This is a genomic window from Burkholderia sp. RF7-non_BP4 (assembly GCF_001521935.1).
Lineage (GTDB): Bacteria > Pseudomonadota > Gammaproteobacteria > Burkholderiales > Burkholderiaceae > Burkholderia > Burkholderia diffusa.
Genome location: NZ_LOTA01000068.1, coordinates 53,458 through 71,179 on the forward strand (window position 1 = coordinate 53,458; position 17,722 = coordinate 71,179).

Sequence of the window (17,722 nt, forward strand, 5' to 3'; positions counted from 1 at the left end):
CTGTCACGGCATGGTCACGCCCGCATGGCGCAATGCCGGTAATGTCAACCGGCGCGAGTCATGCATGGGCCAGAAAACGTCCGCGACCTCCCTGTTCCGTCAACCGCTCGGCGCCCGCGCCGTCACCGCCTTCCTGTCCGGCTCGGCCGCAACCGATGCCCTTTCGTCGCATGAGCCGACGGCCGCGCACGCCAGGCAGCACGACGACCCCGAGCCGTCCACCCATCGCTACCGCACGATCTGGCTGTCCGACATCCATCTCGGCTCGAGCGGCTGCCAGGCGCCGTACCTGCTCGACTTCCTGCGCCACAACGATTCGGAATACCTGTACCTCGTCGGCGACATCATCGACGGCTGGCAGCTGAAGAAGGGCTGGTACTGGCCGCAGGCGCACAACGACGTCGTGCAGAAGGTCCTGCGCAAGGCGCGCAAGGGCACGCAGGTGGTCTACATCCCGGGCAACCACGACGAAGGCGCGCGGCAGTTCTGCGACCTCGCGTTCGGCGACATCCAGGTGCGCGGCGAGGCATTTCACACGACGCTCGCGGGCAAGCGCCTGTGGATCGTCCACGGCGACCTGTTCGACGGCGTGATCCAGCACGCGAAATGGCTCGCGTATCTCGGCGACACGCTCTACACGCTGATCCTCGTGCTGAACCGCTGGTTCAACCGGATTCGCAGCCGGCTGGGCTTCCAGTACTGGTCGCTGTCGCAGTACCTGAAGCATCAGGTGAAGAACGCCGTGAACTTCATCTCGCAGTTCGAGACCGTGATGACCGACGAGGCGCGCCGCCGCGGCTGCGACGGCGTCGTGTGCGGGCACATCCACAAGGCGGAGATCCGCGACATCGACGGCGTGCTGTACTGCAACGACGGCGACTGGGTCGAGAGCCTGTCCGCGCTCGTCGAAACGATGGAAGGCGAGCTGAAGATCATCTACTGGACGGCGATGCGCGCCGCGCCGTCCGCAGCCCCGTCGCGCAAGGCCAAGGCCACCGCCTGACACAACTCCACTTACAGGACACATGCCGCGATGAAGATCATGATCGTCACCGACGCGTGGGAGCCGCAGGTCAACGGCGTCGTGCGCACGCTGAAGAGCACCTCCCGCGAACTCACCGCGCTCGGCCACCGGGTCGAAATGCTGACGCCGCTGGAATTCCGCACGGTGCCCTGCCCGACCTACCCCGAGATCCGCCTGTCGATCCTGCCGTACCGCAAGCTGCGCGCCCGGATCGATGCGTTCGCCCCCGACGCGCTGCACATCGCGACCGAAGGCCCGCTCGGCCTCGCCGCGCGACGCTATGCGCGCGCGCGCAAGCTGCCGTACACGACCGCGTATCACACGCGCTTTCCGGAATACGTGCAGGCGCGCTTCGGCATTCCGCTGTCGGCGACCTACAAGTTCCTGCACTGGTTCCACGGGCCGTCGCTCGCGGTGATGGCGCCGACCCCGGTCGTGAAGCAGGACCTCGAGAAGTTCGGCTTCACGAACGTCGTGCTGTGGACGCGCGGCGTCGACCTCGACATCTTCCGGCCGATGGAGTCGAAGGTGCTCAATACCGCGCGGCCGATCTTCCTGTACGTCGGCCGCGTCGCGATCGAGAAGAACGTCGAGGCGTTCCTGCGCCTCGACCTGCCCGGCTCGAAGTGGGTCGCGGGCGAAGGTCCCGCGCTCGCCGAACTGAAATCGCGCTATCCGGAAGCGAACTATCTCGGCGTCCTGTCGCAAGCCGAGCTCGCCAAGGTGTATGCTGCGGCCGACGTGTTCGTGTTCCCGAGTCGCACCGACACGTTCGGCCTCGTGCTGCTGGAGGCCCTCGCGTGTGGCACGCCGGTCGCCGCGTACCCGGTCACGGGCCCGATCGACGTGCTCGGCGGGGGCGATGCCGGCGCGATGCACGAAGACCTGCAGGAAGCCTGCCTCGAGGCGCTCAAGATCGAACGCGAGACTGCCCGCGCATGGGCCGAGCGCTTCTCGTGGCGCGCGGCGTCCGAGCAGTTCGCGTCGCATCTGAAACCGCTGCCGAAGACTGCGTACTCGCCCGCCGAAGGTGCCGCCGTTTGAAACGAGACCTGAACGACAAGACCCCGCCCCCTGCCGCGACGGCGCAACCGCATCGTCCGTTCGACGAAGAAGAGCCGCACGCCGACGCGGACGTGCACACGCACGAACCGCTCGGCCCCGACGATCGGCTCGCGCCGCTGCCGCCGAATCCGTACAAGCGCCACCGCGGCATCACGCGCGCGTGGTACGCGCTCAAGCATTCGCTGAACGGGTTTCGCGTCGCGATCCGCGAGGAGAGCGCGTTTCGCCAGGAGCTCACGCTCGCCGCGCTGATGCTGCCGATCGGTGCGTTCTCGCCGGTCCCCGCCGCATCGCGCGCGCTGCTGATCGCGTCGGTGCTGCTCGTGCTGATCGTCGAGCTGCTGAACTCAAGCGTCGAGGCCGCGATCGATCGCATCTCGCTCGAGCGGCACGAATTATCGAAGCGCGCGAAGGATCTCGGCAGCGCGGCGGTCACGGTCGCGCTGTTCGCGTGCGTGACGACATGGGGCTTCGTGCTCGGCCCGGTGATCGCACGCTGGCTCGGCTTCTGACGGCACCTGCGGCACCGCCTGCGTGCGGCGCTGCACCATGCGCCGAACGCATCGCGATCACGAAATGCGCCCGTTGTAAGGAAAGCGCGGTTTATAATCGTCCGCCAGACTTAGAACAGCAACCCGCGCCGGACGAATCTCGCAGCATCGATTGCAGCGCCCGCCAGTCCGGCACACACAGGGCCGGACGACATGGAAGCGAAACCTCCCCGCCGCACCCGCGAACGGATTCTCGAGTTGTCGTTGAAACTCTTCAACGAGATCGGCGAGCCGAACGTCACGACCACGACGATCGCCGAGGAAATGGAAATCAGTCCAGGCAACCTGTACTACCATTTCCGCAACAAGGACGACATCATCAACAGCATCTTCGCGCAGTTCGAGCAGCAGATCGAACGGCGACTGCGCTTTCCCGAAGATCACCGTCCGACGATCGACGAAACCTGGTCGTACCTGCAGTACATGGCCGACTTCATGTGGACCTACCGGTTCCTGTATCGCGACCTCAACGACCTGCTCGCGCGCAACCGCACGCTCGAGACACACTTCAAGCAGATCATCAGCCACAAGGTGCGCTTCGCGCACGACATGTGCGAGCTGCTCGTGTCCGACGCCGAAATGGTCGCGACGCCCGCCGAGATCGAAGTCATCGCCACCAACATGGCCGTGATCTCGACGTACTGGCTGTCGTATCAGTACGTGATGCACCCGCGCAAGTACAACGACCAGGACGCGATCCGCGAAGAGCTGCACCAGGTGAGCATGCACGTGATCTCGATCATGGCTCCGTACCTGCGCGGCCGTTCGCGCCAGCTGTTCGACGATCTCGTCTCCGGCAAGCTGCCCAAGCGCCAGTTCACCGACTACCTGCCGCCGCGCGACGGTTCGCCGCGCCCCGCGGGCAGCCCGGTCGCCGCCAAGCCCGCCGCGAAGGATGCGAAACAATGAAGGCAGTCTGTGTTTACTGCGGCTCGTCGTCCGGCGTGCGGCCCGTCTATGCGGACGCCGCGCGCGCGTTCGGCCGCGCGCTCGTCGATGCGGGCCTCACGCTCGTCTACGGCGGCGGCCGCGTCGGCCTGATGGGCGTGATCGCCGATGAAGTGATGGCGGCCGGCGGCCATGCGGTCGGCGTGATTCCCGAGTTGCTGGTCGACAAGGAAGTCGGCCATACCGGGCTGTCCGAGCTGCACGTCGTGCCCGACATGCACCATCGCAAGAAAATGATGGCCGACCTCGCGGATGCGTTCGTCGCGATGCCCGGCGGCGCCGGCACGCTCGAGGAATTCTTCGAGGTCTATACGTGGGCGCAGCTCGGCTATCACCGCAAGCCCGTCGCGCTGTACAACATCGATTCGTTCTACGATCCGCTGATCGCGCTGCTGCGCCACACGGTCGACGAAGGCTTCATGCGCCCGACCTACTTCGACGCGCTGTGCCTCGACGCCGAACCGGTCGCGCTGATCGAACAGCTGCGCCGCTACCAGCCGCCCGTCCGCGACAAGTGGGCGCCGGACGCGGCCAAGTAACGTCTACCGGGAGCCGCACGCGATGCCCGCACCGTCGTCCGAGCGCAAGGCCGTCCTCATCACCGGCGCGAGCCGCGGCATCGGCCGCGCGACCGCCGTGCTCGCGGCCGAGCGCGGCTGGGACGTCGGCATCAACTACGCACGCGACGCGGCGGCAGCCGAACTGACCGCGCAAGCCGTTCGCGACGCCGGCGCACGCGCGTGCGTCGTCGCCGGCGACGTCGCGAACGAAGCGGACGTCATCGCGATGTTCGACACCGTCGCGGCGGCGTTCGGTCGCCTCGACGCGCTCGTCAACAATGCGGGGATCGTCGCGCCGTCGATGCCGCTCGCCGACATGCCGGTCGACCGGCTGCGGCGGATGTTCGATACCAATGTGCTCGGCGCCTACCTGTGCGCGCGCGAAGCTGCGCGCCGGCTGTCCACCGATCGCGGCGGGCGCGGCGGCGCGATCGTCAACGTGTCGTCGATCGCATCGCGGCTCGGTTCGCCGAACGAGTATGTCGACTACGCCGGCTCGAAGGGCGCGGTCGATTCGCTGACGATCGGCCTCGCGAAGGAACTCGGCCCGCACGGCGTGCGCGTCAACGCGGTGCGGCCCGGCCTGATCGAGACCGAAATCCATGCGAGCGGCGGCCAGCCGGGCCGCGCGGCACGCCTCGGCGCGCAGACCCCGCTCGGGCGCGCGGGCGAGGCGCAGGAGATCGCGGAAGCGATCGTCTGGCTGCTCGGCGACACGGCGTCATACACGACGGGCGCCCTGCTCGACGTCGGCGGCGGCCGGTAATCGCGCCCCAAAAGGCGAAAAAACGGACCGGCTGAAGCGGTCCGTGGTCACGACACCACAAATCTCCACAATATCGTGACCATTTCAGTAAACATCCGTAACAGTTCCGTGCTCTACTAGCGCCAAGTCAAAAAACAGCCGGTCATCCGGCTGTCATCTCGCTTTGATGCGACCCTTATTGGGTCCGGCCCATGTCGCCGGACCGGCTTGACCCGACCGAGATCTTTTCCATGCCAGGAACCGCAGCGCCCGGCCGGCGACGCACGTCCGTGCCCGCTCCGGCCACGCACGCCCGATCAGCCACCGATCCCGACCTCAGCGCGACACTCCATGCCGCCGGTACGCCCGCCGTGGCCGGCACCGCCGCGACGGACACCGCCCGCGATCGCGTCCTCCGGCTCGGCTGGCGCGTCTGGCTGCTGGTTGCCGCGCTGGTCTGCGCGTACACGCTGCCGGGCGTGCTCGGCCACGATCCGTGGAAGCAGGACGAAACCTATACGTTCGGCATCATCCAGCACATGCTCGAGACGGGCGACTTCGTCGTACCGACCAACGCGGGCCAGCCGTTCTTGGAAAAGCCGCCGCTCTACGCGTGGGTCGCGACGAGCCTCGCGTGGCTGTTGCAGCGGGTGATGCCGCTGCACGACGCGGCACGGCTCGCGAGCGCGCTGTTCGCGGCGCTCGCGTTCGGCTTCATCGCACGCGCGGCGCGCAGTGCCAGCCGGGCCGACAGCTGGCTCGACCTGCGCGTGATCGGCCCCGTGGTGCTGAGCGCAAGCACACTCGTCGTCGTCAAGCACGTGCACGACATGATGACCGACGTCGCGCTGTTCGCGGGCACCGCGATGGGCTTCTGCGGCCTGCTCGAGCTCGTGATGCAGCACGTCGCGCGGACGCGCCGGATGCGGCACGGGCTGCCGGTGCGGCCGTCCGGCCGCTGGGCCGCGCCGATCTTCGGCGCGGGCGTCGGCATCGCGCTGATGGCAAAGGGCCTGTTCGTGCCGCTCGTGTTCGCGGCCACGCTCACGGGCGCGCTGGTGCTCTACCCCGCGTGCCGTACGCGTGCGTTCGCGCGCTCGCTCGGCGTCGCCGCGCTGGTGTTCGCACCGTTCGCGCTCATCTGGCCGACCGCGCTGTTCCTGCGTTCCGAGACGCTGTTCATGACCTGGTTCTGGGACAACAACGTCGGCCGCTTCTTCGGTTTCTCGGTGCCGGAACTCGGCGCGGAAAACGACAAGCCGTTCTTCATCCTGCGTGCGTTCCTGCTGCTCGGCTTCCCGGTCGCGCCGCTCGCGATCGTCGCGCTGGCGCGCGGCGCATGGCGCGACTGGCGCACGCCCCGCATCGCGCTGCCCGTCCTGTTCGCCGCGGTTGGCCTCGCGGTGCTGCAAGTGTCCGCGACCTCGCGCCAGCTCTACATCCTGCCGTTCTTCGCGCCGCTCGCGCTGGTTGCCGCGCAGGCGATCGAGCGCCTGCCGCGCGGGCTGCATCTCGCGTGGGATTACGTGAGCCGTCTGCTGTTCGGCACCGTCGTCGCGCTCGCGTGGGGAATCTGGGCGGTGATGGCCGATCCGGGTGCATCGCGTGCGGACCTCGCGCCGCTCGGCCGATGGCTGCCGCTCGACTGGACGATGCCGATCGTGCCCGGGCTCGTGATCGGCGCGCTCGTGCTGACGGTCGGCTGGCTGTGGCTGCTGCCGAAGCTGCGCACGACCGGCCTGTGGCGCGGCGCGCTGTCGTGGGGCGCGGGCGCGCTGGTCGCGTGGGGTCTCGTGTATACGCTGTTGCTGCCGTGGCTTGACGTCGCGAAGAGTTACCGGTCGGTGTTCGACGATCTGAATGCGCATCTCGCGCTCGAATGGAGCGACGGCGACTGCATGGCGAGCCTGCACGGGCTCGGCGAATCGGAAGCGCCGATGCTGTACTACTTCTCCGGTATCCAGCACACGCCGATCGACGACGCGAAGACGACCCGCTGCACGTGGATGATCGTCCAGGGCGTGCGGGCAGTCGATCCGGCGCCGGGCAGCGAGTGGAAGCTGTTCTGGACCGGCGCCCGCCCGGGCGACGACGAGGAACTGCTGCGCGTCTACGTGCGCACCCCCGAAGAGCACGAAACGCAGTGATGCAAGGCGGCGCCGCGAAACGGCGCCGTCGTCATTTCCGGAAGGCCGGCCAAGCGGCGCTCGAGCGCGCTTTCACGCGCGCCGCCCCACCACCCCGCACGTCAGAACGACGAGCCCGGCTCGCGCAGGAATGCCGTCTCCGCATCGGTCGACGTACGGCCGAGAATCGCGTTCCGGTGCGGAAAACGGCCGAAGCGCTCGACCACGGCCGCATGACGCAACGCGAAGTCGTGATAGCTCTCGCACCCGGCCTCGCCGCGAATGCCCGCACACAGTCGCACGGCCTCGCGCTGGCTCTCGTCCGACTCGTCATGTTCGAACGGCAGGTACGCAAACGCGCGGTGATGGCCGCTCGGCAATCGCGCGTCCCACCCGGCCGCGACGACGCGCCGCGCGAGCGCCAGCGCCTTCGGATCGGCGGCGAACGCACGCGGCGTGCCGCGATGAATGTTGCGCGAAAACTGGTCGAGCACCACGATCAGCGCGAGCGCACCGAGCGGCGTATCGGCCCAGCGATCGTGGGCGCCGTCGCACGCGGCGTCGAGCAACGCGCCATAGCGCGTCCGCAGCACGTCGTCGAACGCCGCACCGCCGTTGAACCACACCTTGCGCGCGTGGCCGAACTCGACCGAACCCGGCTCGCCGAACCAGAAATCGAGAATCTCGCGCGCTTGCGGATCGAGCGCCGCGGCACTGTCCGTCAGGTTGTCGATCGTCATGCAAACTCCAGTACGAGGCGCCGAGTCCGCGCGCTCTTCTTTTCAAGTTTGGCGACCCGCAGGTCGCCGATTTCCGACGTATTGCGCACATGCGTGCCGCCGCACGGCTGCAGATCGACGCCTTCGATGCGCAGCAGCCGCACGCGGCCCAGCCCCATTGGCGGCTTCACGCTCATCGTGCGCACGAGGTCGGGCCGCTCGGCCATCTCGGCGTCGGTGATCCATTCGGTCGTGACCGCATGCGCGCCGTGGACCAGCGCCGCGAGACGGCGCTCGACGTCGACGCGATCGATCGCGTCCGACGTCGCGAAATCGAGCCGTACGTAGTCGGCTGTCACGCTGCAGCCGTCGACCGGATACGGCAGCACCGCGCACATCAGGTGCGCGGCCGTATGCAGCCGCATGTGCCGGTAGCGGCGCGGCCAGTCGATGTCCGCGATCACGCGCGCGCCGGGTGCGAGCGCCGCGACGCGCGCTTCCTGGCCCGTCGCGGGCACGTGCACGGCGTCGTCGGGCGTTGCGCCGTCGAACTTCGCCTTGCGCGTGTCGGCGATCGTGATCGCGCTGCCGTCAGGCAGCGTCAGCGTGCCGCTGTCGCCGGCCTGCCCGCCGCCAAGCGGATAGAACACGGTGCGGTCGAGCCGGATGCCGTCATCGCCAATGGCCGCGACGACGGCCTCGCATTGCGTCAGATAGGCATCTTCACGAAACAGTGCGTGGGTCGTCATCGGGCGAGCCTCGTATCGTTGGGGAAGCGGACAGTGTCGCGCCGCGCCGGCCAGGCGCCCAGACGCAGATCGTCCGGCGTACGGACAGCGGCGTACCGGTCGATCAACCGGGCCGGTTGCGCATCCAGTCGGCCGTGTCGTAGAACGAATGCATGAGCCGTTCACGCAGCGGCTCGGCCAACCCGATGTCCTCCATCGCCCACGCCATGCAGCGCAGCCACTGATCGCGCTCGACCGACGCGATCGGGAACGGCAGGTGCCGCGCGCGCAGCCGCGGGTGGCCGAACCGGCTGATGTAGTGATCCGGGCCGCCGAGCCAGCCGCACAGGAACCAGAACAGCTTGTCGCGCGAGCCGTCGAGCGACGCCGGATGCAGCGCGCGAATCTCCGCGAACTCGGGCTCGAGGTCCATCAGGTCGTAAAAGCGATCCACCATTTCACGCACGCGGGCTTCGCCGCCCACGAGCTCGAACGCCGTCGGTTGCGACGGCGCCTCATCATTCACATCGGTCATACGGATAATCGGAAACGGGATAGTCGGGGCCGCCGGCGACGCTCAGGCGTCGCGCAGCGACTGCAGCGCCGGGCGCCGCAACACATTATGCAGGCTCAGCCAGCCGGCCGCACCGGCACACGCGACGCCGGCCGCGATGCCGGCCGGCACGAGCCACGGATCGACGGCGAGCTGGAAGTCGAACACGCGCGACGCGAGCACCCAGCCGACCGCAATCGCACCGGCCGACGCCAGCGCGCCGGCCAGCGCACCGACGACGATGAATTCCGCGCGCTGCACCGCATTGATTTGCGCGCGCGACGCGCCGAGCGCGCGCAGCAGCGCAGCCTCGCGCACGCGCTCGTCGCGCGAGCCGGCGAGCGCCGTGTACAGCACGAGCACGCCCGCCGCGAGCGTGAACGCAAACAGGAACTGCACCGCGCCGACCACCTGCAGCATCATCCGCTGCAACTGGGCGAGGATCGGTGCAACGTCGATCGCGGTCAGGTTCGGGTAGCGCGCGATCAGCGGATCGAGCAGCGCCGCCTGCGAGGCCGGCAGGTGGAAGCTCGTCACGTAGACGGCCGGAAAATCCTTCAGCACGGGCGGCGGCATCAGCACGAAAAAGTTGACGCGGAACGAGCCCCAGTCGAGCTTGCGCACGCTGGTGATCGGCGCATCGACCGTCAGCCCCGTCACGTCGAAGCGCAGCGTGTCGCCCGGCTTCACGTTCAGCGTCTTCGCGAGCCCGGCCTCGATCGAGATCTGCGGGCTGGCCGAACGGCCGAACCAGTCGCCTTCGACGATCCGGTTGTCGGACGGCAGCTCGGTCGTATACGACAGGTTGAACTCGCGGTCGACGAGCCGGCGCGCCTCGTCCGACGGATACGCGTCCGGATTCACCGGCTTGCCGTTGATCGCGACGAGCCGGCCGCGCACCATCGGCGCGGGCACCGCGTCGCGTACGCCGTGCGCGGCGAGCCATGCCGCGACGTCGTCGCGCTGGTCGGGCTGAATGTCGATCAGGAACTGGTTCGGCGCATCGGGCGGCGTCGACTGCCGCCAGCCGGCGACGAGGTCGTTGCGCGTGATCGCGATCAGCAGCAGGCACATCAGGCCCAGCGCGAGCGCGGTGATCTGCAGCGCGCTGGCCGTGCCGCGCCGGTGCAGCGACGCGAGCGCGTAGCGCCAGCCGACGCCTGCGGCCACGCGCGCATCGCGCACCGCGCGCGCCGCCGCATACAGCGCGAGCCGTGCGATCAGCGAGAAACCGACCAGGGCGCCCGCGAACCCGCCCGCGACGATCAGCCCGAGCTTCAGATTGCCTGCCGCGACGATCAACAGCCCCGCGAACAGCACGACGCCGAGCGCATACAAGGCCCAGGCCGTGCGCGACGCGTCGCCCCAGTCGCGCCGCAGCACGCGCACCGGCGGCACGCGGGTGAGCGGCGCGAGCGGCGGCAGCGCGAAGCCGAGCAGCAGCACGAGCGCGGCGCCGATCCCGACGAGCGCGGGCCAAGGCGTGGGCGGCGGCAGCACGACGTCGATCAGGCTGCCGAGCGCCGCGAGAAGCGCCCAGTGGCCGCCATAGCCGAGCACCGCGCCGGCGACGCCCGAGACGATGCCGATGCCGGCGAATTCGAGCGTGAACAGCGCGCCGAGCGTGCGGCGGCTCACGCCGAGGCAGCGCATCGTCGCGCAGCCGTCCAGATGGCGCCGCATGTAGCGCTGCGCGGCCATCGCGATCGCGACCGCCGCGAGCAGCGCGGTCAGGAGCGCGACGAGCGTCAGGAAATGGCGCGCGCGATCGAGCGTCTGGCGCACCTGCGGCTGGCCTTCCTGCAACGATTCGAGACCGACGCCGCGCAGCTTGCCGCCGTCGACGCGCCCGTGCGCGTAAGCCTCGAAGCGCGCGACGGCCGGTGTGTCGCCGGCCACGAGCAGCCGGTACGTGACGCGGCTGCCGTAACCGGTGAGCCCCGTCGCGGCGAGCTCGTCCGCGCGCATCATCAGCCGCGGCGAGAAATTGACGAACGAGAAACCGCGATCGAGCTCGCGGGAGATCGACGCGGCGACCGTGAACGTGCGCAGGCCGACGCGCACGGTGTCCCCCGCCTTCAGGTGCAATGCGTCGAGCAGCGCGGGATCGGCCCACACGGTACCGGGCGCGGGGATCGCGGTCGCCTTGTGCGCGGCGCTCGCGCCGGCCGGCACGATCTCGACCGCGCCGCGCAGCGGATACCCGGGCGATACGGCCTTCACGGCCGCGAGGCGCGCGGGCGCCGCGTCGCTCGCCTGCCCGCCGGCGGCCGATGCGATCATGCTCGGGAAGATCGCGGTCGTCGCGGTGCGCAGCCCGAGCGCGCGCGCCTCGCGGTCGAACGACGGATCGACGGGATGGTCGGCGCGCACGACGAAATCGGCGCCGAGCATCTGGCGCGCGTCGCGCTCGAGCCCCTGGCGCAGCCGGTCGGCGAGGAAGCCGACGCTCGTCAGCGCGGCGACCGCGAGCACCAGCGCCAGCACGAGCAGCGTCAGTTCGCCGGCGCGCCAGTCGCGCGCGGTCATCCGCGCGGCCTGGCGGATCAGGTCGTGCCAGCCGAAGCGGCCGGCATGGCCGGGCCGCCCGGCCGGCGACGGGTCAGCGTGCTGCCGCTCGACGGGGGACGGCGCCTTCAATCGCGCTTGCCCCCGATCGAGTTGAGCCGCGACACCATGTGGTTCGCCATCCCGCGAAAGCCGCCCGACACGCCGCGCCACAGGCGCGGCAGCGCCCAGGCCGACGCCGCGATGAACGCGGCGAGCAGGACGAGGAACGCGAGCGGAACGAAGAATGCGAGTGCGAGGCCGCCGAACACGAGGCCGTCCTCGGTGGACGACGCGACCCAGTTCGAGATCGGCTCGGGAGACAGGTTGATCAGCGCACGCGTGCCGGCCTTCGCGACGTGGGCGGCACCGGCGAGCGAACCGCCGGCCAGCCCGGCGACCGCGAGCACGGTCGGGTCGGCATGGCCGAGCGCACCGGCGGCCAGCACCGCGCCGGCCGGAATGCGGATGAAGGTGTGCACCGCGTCCCACAGCGAATCGAACGCGGGAATCTTGTCGGCAAGGAATTCGGTGACGGCAAGCACGGCGGCGGCGCCGATGACCCACGGCGACGTCAGGACCGCGAGCGTGTCCGGCAGATGGAGCCAGCCGACCCGCGCGAGCACGCCGGCGATCAGCACCGTCAGGTAAAGGCGCAGCCCGCTCGCCCACGCGAGCCCCGCGCCGAGCGAAATGGCTTCGATCATGGCCCTCTCCTTGCACTTTTCCGTGCGCTTTGCCGATTGATCGGATCGAGCCGGTACGACCGGCCGCGCGGCGCGTGGCGACCGGCGCCGCTGCCGAGCGCGGCGCGGCGACATTCAGGCCCGAATGCGTTCCATTATAGACAGGCTGGCACGAGGGCCGGCGCAATTCCGCAGTGCGTCACGGCCGGACAACGGCGCCGGCCGGCGCCCGGCGCGGCGGCGTCAGGCGGCCGACGACAGCTTCAGGCCGACCAGCCCGAGCACGATCAGCGACGCGCTCGCGACGCGGGCGGCGGTGAGCGCCTCGCCCATCATCACGATCCCGAACACGAACGCGCCGACCGCGCCGATGCCCGTCCACACCGCATACGCGGTGCCGAGCGGCAACTGGCGCATCGCGACCGCGAGCAGCCCGAAGCTGGCAAGCGCCGTCACGATCGTAAACACCGACGGTCCGAGCTTCGTGAAACCCTCGGACGATTTCATGCCGGCCGCCCAGGCCACTTCCAGCAAACCGGCAATCAACAACAATACCCACGCCATCTCGACGTACTCCGGATCGGATGGGGCCGTCCCCGTTGAAGCGAATGACCCGGGGTCGTCCCCGGGCGGCGCCGAGTATAACAAGAGGCTTACGGGCATGCCGGATGCACCGGCACCGGGCGCGAACGGAGATCGGGCCGACGCCTGGCGCGGCCACGCCCGCCCTGCCGCGTCCGGCCTCAGTTCGACACGCGCTTGGCGCCGCCACCGCCGATGCAGCGGTCGTCGCGATACAACGCCCATTCGTCGCACACGCGGCCGTCCTTGAACACGCACATGCCGACCTGCCCGCTCGGCAGGTTGCGGATCACGTGGCGGCCGCCGAGCTTTTCGCAATTGACCGACGCGGGATTGGCAAGCGCCTGCTGCGGCGCCGAAGGCTGCTGCCCGGGCGGCAGCGGCTGCGCGAACGCGCCGGACGCGGCAAGCGCCAGCGCACTGATGACGACGAGACGGACGGACATGGCACGCTCCTCGGTTTCGTTCGCGGAACGGTCAGCATAGCGGGGAATCCGTGGCCGGTGTGCACGGCCAGCGCATGCGGCGGCAATGTCGCGCCGATGCAACTTCACCGGCGCGACGGCCTTGCATTCAGATCATGTCACGCGGCATGCCGCGGCCGTCACGCAGCGCCGACGAGCCGGTAGCCGACGCCCGTTTCGGTGACGATGTGCTCGGGCTGCGCGGGATCGCGCTCGAGCTTCTGGCGCAGGTGCGCCATGTAGATCCGCAGATAGTGATGGCTCTCGACGTGCGACGGCCCCCAGACGTCCCGCAACAGTTGACGGTGCGTGAGCACGCGCCCCGCATGCCGCACGAGCGTCGCGAGCAGCCGGTATTCGAGCGGCGTCAGGTGCACGATCTCGCCGTCGCGCCACACCTGGCGCAGCGCGAGATCGACGGTCACGCCGCCGAAGCCCACCTTCGGCGATTCGTTCGCGCCGCCCTGGTTGCGCCGGCGCAGTTGCGCACGGATCCGCGCGCGCAGCTCGGACACGCCGAACGGCTTGGTCAGGTAGTCGTCGGCGCCCGCGTCGAGCGCGGCGACCTTCTCCTCTTCCTGCGTGCGCGCGGACAGCACGATCACCGGCACCTCGGACCAGCCGCGCAGCTCGCGGATCACGTCGAGGCCGTCGGTGTCGGGCAGGCCGAGATCGACGATCACGAGATCGGGCTTGCGGGTCGCCGCGTCGATCAGCCCCTGCTTGCCCGTCTCCGCCTCGAACACGGCGATGTCCTCCTCTTCGAGCGCGGCGCGCACGAAGCGGCGGATCTGTTTCTCGTCCTCGATCAGGACGACGGTCAGGCTCGGTTCACTCATGGTCTGGCAATGGCTCGGAGGGGGACGATGCGCCGGGCACGTCGATTTCGTCGTCGGGTACGGCAGGCACGGCCGGCGGCGTGTCGACCGGCAGCGTGAACCAGAACCGCGCGCCCGTCACGCGGCCGTCGGGCGCGGTACGGTTGAGCGCGCCGATTTTACCGCCGTGCGCCTCGACGATCGCTCGGCAGATCGCGAGGCCGAGCCCGATGCCCGGCGTCGCCGATTCCTTCTCGCCGCGCGTGAACTTGTCGAAGATCCGCGTTTCCATGCCGGCCGGCAGGCCCGGGCCGTGATCGTCGACGTGCACGCGCACGAACGGCTGGCCGTCGTCGGTCACGCGCTCGGCACCGATCTCGATCGACGTATCGGGCGGCGTGTACTTCGCCGCATTCTCGAACAGGTTGGTGAACAGCCGCTCCATCAGCACCGCGTCCATCTGCAGGAGCGGCAGGTCGGCCGGCAGCGCCACGCGCGCGGGATGCCGCGCGAGCACCCGCTTGCACGCGGCGAGCGCGGCGCCGACGGTTTCCTCGAGCAGCGACCACTGGCGCTTGAGCTGCAGGCTGCCGGCCTGCAGCCGCGCCATGTCGAGCAGGTTCGTGACGATGCCCGTCATCCGCAGCGCCTCGTCGTGGATCGCATCGACCAGCTCGCCCTCGCGCTGCGCGAAGCGCTCGGCCGCCGCGGCGTCGCCGTCCTGCGCGGCCGCGCGTCCGTTCGCGAGCATCGACGAAAAACCGACGATCGTCGTGAGCGGCGTGCGCAGGTCGTGCGAGATCGCCGACAGCAGCGAGTTGCGCAGCCGCTCGGACTCCATGTTGACGAGCGCGTCGCGCGCGATCTCGACGTAGTGCACGCGCTCGAGCGCGAGCGCGATCTGCGCGGCGAACGCATCGAGCATCCGCAGCTGCTCGGGCACCTCGAGCTCCCGCGGGTCGCGCGACGCGACCGCGAGCACGCCGCGCGTGCGCATCGGCGCCTTCAGCGGCAGGTACAGCGCGGCGGTCGCGGGCAGCGTGTCGGTGCCGCGGCCGGCCGGCTTCTGCTGGTCGTACACCCACTGGCCGACGTCGCTGTCGAGATCCGCGCCCGTCAGCGTGACGACCGCATCGGGCTCCTCGATCTTCTGCCGCACCTGGTCCGCGCTGTCGGGCAGCAGGAACGCCACGCGCGCGCGGAACACCTCGCCCACGTGGCGGCTGCCGATCTCGACGATCTGCTCGGTCGTCAACGCCGCGCCGAGTTCGCGCGCCATCGCGTAGATCGCGCCGGTGCGGCGCTCGCGACGCTGCGCGATGCTCGCCTGGCGCGTCAGCGTCGACGTCAGGTGGCTGATCACGAGCGACGTCAGCAGCATCCCGAAGAAGGTCAGCAGGTACTGCGTGTCGCTGACCGAAAACGACATGCGCGGCGGCACGAAGAAGAAATCGAACGCGGCGACCGACAGGAACGACTGCAGCACGCCCGGGCCGCGCCCGAGCCGCACGGCCGAAAACACGACGCCGAGCAGGTACAGCATCACGAGGTTCGTCAGGTCGAGCCGCTCGGACACGATGCTCGCGACGCCGGTGATCGCCGCGCAGATCGCGGCCGCGTACAGGTAGTGGCGCGGCGGCGAACGCCGCATGCCGAATTGCGCGAACGTGTCGCGCCAGTCGCGCGCGCGCGCGTCGAGCGGCGTCGCGCGCACTTCGTCGCTCGCCGACGCACGGATCAGCATCAGGTCGACATCGCCCGCGCGCTCGGCGAGCTTTTCGCCGAACGGCCGCGCGAAGCGGCGCGCGAGCCCGACCTTCGGCGAGCCGCCCGCGACGAGCTTCGACACGTTGCGCACCTTCGCGTAGCCGATCAGCGCGGCGACCGCGTCGTCGCCGGCGAGCGTGGCCGTCTCCGCACCGAGCTCGGCCGCGAGTTTCAGCGCGTCGAGCGTGCGCTGCCGCCGCGCGTCGGGCAGCCGCTGCAGGCGCGGCGTCTCCACGTAGACGGCGATCCAGTCGGCCTTCAGGCTCGCGGCGAGCCGCGCGGCGGCGCGCACGAGCGTCGGCGCCTCGGGCCCCGGCCCGACGCACACGAGCAGCCGCTCGCGCGCCTGCCAGATGCGCTGGATCGAACGGTCGGCGCGGTATTCGCGCATCTGCGCGTCGACGCGGTCGGCCGTGCGCCGCAACGCCAGTTCGCGCAGCGCGATCAGGTTGCCCTTGCGGAAGAAGTTGCGCACCGCGCGCTCGGCCTGCTGCGCGAGATAGACCTTGCCGTCGCGCATCCGCGCGAGCAGTTCCTCGGCCGGCAGGTCGACCAGCGTGACCTCGTCGGCCGCGTCGAACACGCGATCGGGCACGGTCTCCCACACGCGGATGCCGGTGATCGCGCCGACCACGTCGTTCAGGCTTTCGAGATGCTGGACGTTGACCGTGGTGTACACGTCGATGCCCGCGTCGAGCAGTTCGTAGACGTCCTGCCAGCGCTTCAGGTGACGCGCGCCCTGCACGTTCGAATGCGCGAGCTCGTCGACGAGGATCAGTTGCGGCGCACGCGCGAGCGCGCCGTCGAGATCGAATTCGGCGAGCGTGCGGCCGCGATAGTCGATGCGCGCGAGCGGCAGCACGTCGAGGCCGTCCAGCAGCGCGGCGGTTTCGCTGCGGCCGTGGGTCTCGACGATGCCGACGACGACGTCGACACCATCCTGCTTGCGCTGGCGCGCGGCCTGCAGCATCGCGTAGGTCTTGCCGACGCCCGCGGACGCGCCGAAGAAGATCTTGAGCTGGCCGCGCCGCTGCTTTTCTTCGTCGCGCTGCAGCTTGTCGAGGAGTTGGTCGGGATCGGGGCGGTTCATGCGTCGGGAAGGCGAAGCGCGGGATTGCGAACGAGTACCGTCATTGTTGTTCCAAATCGCCGCAAAAGGCAAAGACGGCGCATGCGCCGTCGGAAAAGCGCGTCCGGCGCGGATCGGGCCGCGCCGGACGCCGGTTGTCGCACACGCTCAGTGCGCGGCCTGCGCCGCGTCGAGCGCGAGGTTCAGCTTCAGCACGTTCACGCGCGGCTCGCCGAGCACGCCGAACTGGCGGCCGGCCGTGTTCGCGGCGACGAGCTGCGCGACCGCATCCGCCGTCAGGTTGCGCGCCTTCGCGACGCGCTCGACCTGGTACGCGGCGGCGGCCGGCGTGATCTCCGGATCGAGGCCGCTCGCCGACGCCGTCACGAGGTCGACGGGCACGGGCTTCGACATGTCGGTGCCCGCGTCGCGCAGCGCGGCGATGCGCGCCTTCACCTGGTCGGCGAGCGACGGGTTCAGCGGGCCGAGGTTCGAGCCGCCGGAGCCCGTCGCGTTGTACGGCATCGGCGACGTGGCCGACAGCCGGCCCCAGAAATACTTCGGCGCATCGAACGGCTGGCCGATCAGCGCGGAGCCGACCGCCTTGCCGTCCTTCTCGATCAGGCTGCCGTTCGCCTGCGACGGGAACACGGCCTGGCCGAACACGGTCATCACGGCCGGGTAGGCGAGCCCCGTCACGACGGTCAGTACGACGAAGATCACGACGAGCGGGCGAATCAACGATTTCATGATGGTTCTTCCTTCAGGTG

17 protein-coding genes are annotated in these 17,722 nt (G+C 69.7%); 7 read left to right on the forward strand and 10 right to left on the reverse strand.

Annotation, left to right across the window (positions count from 1 at the left end):
- Positions 1 to 64: 64 nt before the first annotated feature.
- The 7 genes from WS49_RS21900 to WS49_RS21930 all read left to right on the forward strand — a co-directional run bounded on the left by WS49_RS21900 (position 65) and on the right by WS49_RS21930 (position 7,040).
- Positions 65 to 1,003 carry a UDP-2,3-diacylglucosamine diphosphatase gene (locus WS49_RS21900; protein ID WP_059533236.1) on the forward strand — a complete coding sequence of 313 codons (939 nt, stop codon included), beginning with the start codon at positions 65 to 67 and terminating at the stop codon, positions 1,001 to 1,003.
- 30 nt (positions 1,004 to 1,033) lie between these two features.
- Positions 1,034 to 2,068: a glycosyltransferase family 4 protein gene (locus tag WS49_RS21905; RefSeq protein WP_059533238.1), complete on the forward strand. Its 1,035-nt coding sequence runs from the start codon at positions 1,034 to 1,036 to the stop codon at positions 2,066 to 2,068.
- Positions 2,065 to 2,601 (forward strand): diacylglycerol kinase, encoded by a 537-nt coding sequence (locus WS49_RS21910; protein ID WP_059533240.1) that lies wholly within the window; start codon positions 2,065 to 2,067, stop codon positions 2,599 to 2,601. The genes WS49_RS21905 and WS49_RS21910 overlap by 4 nt, the downstream gene beginning before the upstream one ends.
- 192 nt (positions 2,602 to 2,793) lie before the next feature.
- Positions 2,794 to 3,549 carry a TetR/AcrR family transcriptional regulator gene (locus WS49_RS21915; protein WP_059533242.1) on the forward strand — a complete coding sequence of 252 codons (756 nt, stop codon included), beginning with the start codon at positions 2,794 to 2,796 and terminating at the stop codon, positions 3,547 to 3,549.
- Complete coding sequence (locus WS49_RS21920) at positions 3,546 to 4,127, forward strand: TIGR00730 family Rossman fold protein (protein WP_059533245.1); 582 nt, start codon at positions 3,546 to 3,548, stop codon at positions 4,125 to 4,127. Before WS49_RS21915 ends, WS49_RS21920 begins: the two co-directional genes overlap by 4 nt.
- A 22-nt stretch (positions 4,128 to 4,149) precedes the next feature.
- Positions 4,150 to 4,914, forward strand: a complete 765-nt coding sequence (locus WS49_RS21925) for an SDR family oxidoreductase (protein ID WP_059533247.1) — start codon at positions 4,150 to 4,152, stop codon at positions 4,912 to 4,914.
- A gap of 230 nt (positions 4,915 to 5,144) precedes the next feature.
- Positions 5,145 to 7,040, forward strand: coding sequence for an ArnT family glycosyltransferase (locus WS49_RS21930; RefSeq protein ID WP_059533295.1), 1,896 nt, complete (start codon positions 5,145 to 5,147; stop codon positions 7,038 to 7,040).
- A 101-nt stretch (positions 7,041 to 7,141) separates the two neighbouring features.
- Here the strand turns inward: WS49_RS21930 and WS49_RS21935 are convergent, their stop codons facing one another.
- The 10 genes from WS49_RS21935 to kdpC all read right to left on the reverse strand — a co-directional run bounded on the left by WS49_RS21935 (position 7,142) and on the right by kdpC (position 17,702).
- Positions 7,142 to 7,759, reverse strand: coding sequence for a DUF924 family protein (locus WS49_RS21935; RefSeq protein ID WP_059533249.1), 618 nt, complete (start codon positions 7,757 to 7,759; stop codon positions 7,142 to 7,144).
- On the reverse strand, positions 7,756 to 8,487 hold the full coding sequence (locus WS49_RS21940) for an alanyl-tRNA editing protein (protein ID WP_059533251.1): 732 nt from the start codon (positions 8,485 to 8,487) through the stop codon (positions 7,756 to 7,758). Before WS49_RS21940 ends, WS49_RS21935 begins: the two co-directional genes overlap by 4 nt.
- 103 nt (positions 8,488 to 8,590) lie before the next feature.
- Complete coding sequence (locus WS49_RS21945; RefSeq protein ID WP_059533253.1) at positions 8,591 to 9,001, reverse strand: group II truncated hemoglobin; 411 nt, start codon at positions 8,999 to 9,001, stop codon at positions 8,591 to 8,593.
- Between the two features lie 42 nt (positions 9,002 to 9,043).
- A complete protein-coding gene (locus tag WS49_RS21950; protein WP_082725557.1) occupies positions 9,044 to 11,548 on the reverse strand; it encodes an ABC transporter permease in 2,505 nt (834 codons plus the stop codon).
- Positions 11,549 to 11,655: 107 nt separating this feature from the next.
- On the reverse strand, positions 11,656 to 12,273 hold the full coding sequence (locus WS49_RS21955) for a DUF4126 domain-containing protein (RefSeq protein ID WP_040144699.1): 618 nt from the start codon (positions 12,271 to 12,273) through the stop codon (positions 11,656 to 11,658).
- Positions 12,274 to 12,495: 222 nt separating this feature from the next.
- Entirely contained in the window at positions 12,496 to 12,816 is a 321-nt protein-coding gene (gene sugE / locus WS49_RS21960) for a quaternary ammonium compound efflux SMR transporter SugE (protein WP_059533257.1), read from the reverse strand.
- A gap of 179 nt (positions 12,817 to 12,995) precedes the next feature.
- The gene (locus tag WS49_RS21965; RefSeq protein WP_059533259.1) at positions 12,996 to 13,280 is read right to left on the reverse strand and encodes a putative hemolysin; all 285 of its coding nucleotides are present in this window, start codon (positions 13,278 to 13,280) and stop codon (positions 12,996 to 12,998) included.
- Positions 13,281 to 13,438: 158 nt separating this feature from the next.
- Positions 13,439 to 14,137 carry a two-component system response regulator KdpE gene (gene kdpE / locus WS49_RS21970; RefSeq protein ID WP_059533261.1) on the reverse strand — a complete coding sequence of 233 codons (699 nt, stop codon included), beginning with the start codon at positions 14,135 to 14,137 and terminating at the stop codon, positions 13,439 to 13,441.
- Positions 14,130 to 16,973 carry a sensor histidine kinase gene (locus WS49_RS21975; RefSeq protein WP_059533263.1) on the reverse strand — a complete coding sequence of 948 codons (2,844 nt, stop codon included), beginning with the start codon at positions 16,971 to 16,973 and terminating at the stop codon, positions 14,130 to 14,132. Before WS49_RS21975 ends, kdpE begins: the two co-directional genes overlap by 8 nt.
- Before the next feature lie 147 nt (positions 16,974 to 17,120).
- Positions 17,121 to 17,702, reverse strand: a complete 582-nt coding sequence (gene kdpC / locus WS49_RS21980) for a potassium-transporting ATPase subunit KdpC (RefSeq protein WP_059533265.1) — start codon at positions 17,700 to 17,702, stop codon at positions 17,121 to 17,123.
- Positions 17,703 to 17,722: the final 20 nt, after the last annotated feature.

Bases quoted from the DNA above. Each gene is read 5' to 3' on its own strand.
- WS49_RS21935 (WP_059533249.1), bottom strand. From the start codon at position 7,759: ATGACGATCGACAACCTGACGGACAGTGCCGCGGCGCTCGATCCGCAA.
- WS49_RS21955 (WP_040144699.1), bottom strand. From the start codon at position 12,273: ATGATCGAAGCCATTTCGCTCGGCGCGGGGCTCGCGTGGGCGAGCGGG.
- WS49_RS21930 (WP_059533295.1), top strand. From the start codon at position 5,145: ATGCCAGGAACCGCAGCGCCCGGCCGGCGACGCACGTCCGTGCCCGCT.
- WS49_RS21920 (WP_059533245.1), top strand. From the start codon at position 3,546: ATGAAGGCAGTCTGTGTTTACTGCGGCTCGTCGTCCGGCGTGCGGCCC.
- WS49_RS21915 (WP_059533242.1), top strand. From the start codon at position 2,794: ATGGAAGCGAAACCTCCCCGCCGCACCCGCGAACGGATTCTCGAGTTG.
- kdpC (WP_059533265.1), bottom strand. From the start codon at position 17,702: ATGAAATCGTTGATTCGCCCGCTCGTCGTGATCTTCGTCGTACTGACC.
- WS49_RS21950 (WP_082725557.1), bottom strand. From the start codon at position 11,548: ATGACCGCGCGCGACTGGCGCGCCGGCGAACTGACGCTGCTCGTGCTG.
- kdpE (WP_059533261.1), bottom strand. From the start codon at position 14,137: ATGAGTGAACCGAGCCTGACCGTCGTCCTGATCGAGGACGAGAAACAG.
- WS49_RS21965 (WP_059533259.1), bottom strand. From the start codon at position 13,280: ATGTCCGTCCGTCTCGTCGTCATCAGTGCGCTGGCGCTTGCCGCGTCC.
- WS49_RS21945 (WP_059533253.1), bottom strand. From the start codon at position 9,001: ATGACCGATGTGAATGATGAGGCGCCGTCGCAACCGACGGCGTTCGAG.
- WS49_RS21925 (WP_059533247.1), top strand. From the start codon at position 4,150: ATGCCCGCACCGTCGTCCGAGCGCAAGGCCGTCCTCATCACCGGCGCG.
- sugE (WP_059533257.1), bottom strand. From the start codon at position 12,816: ATGGCGTGGGTATTGTTGTTGATTGCCGGTTTGCTGGAAGTGGCCTGG.
- WS49_RS21905 (WP_059533238.1), top strand. From the start codon at position 1,034: ATGAAGATCATGATCGTCACCGACGCGTGGGAGCCGCAGGTCAACGGC.
- WS49_RS21975 (WP_059533263.1), bottom strand. From the start codon at position 16,973: ATGAACCGCCCCGATCCCGACCAACTCCTCGACAAGCTGCAGCGCGAC.
- WS49_RS21940 (WP_059533251.1), bottom strand. From the start codon at position 8,487: ATGACGACCCACGCACTGTTTCGTGAAGATGCCTATCTGACGCAATGC.
- WS49_RS21900 (WP_059533236.1), top strand. From the start codon at position 65: ATGGGCCAGAAAACGTCCGCGACCTCCCTGTTCCGTCAACCGCTCGGC.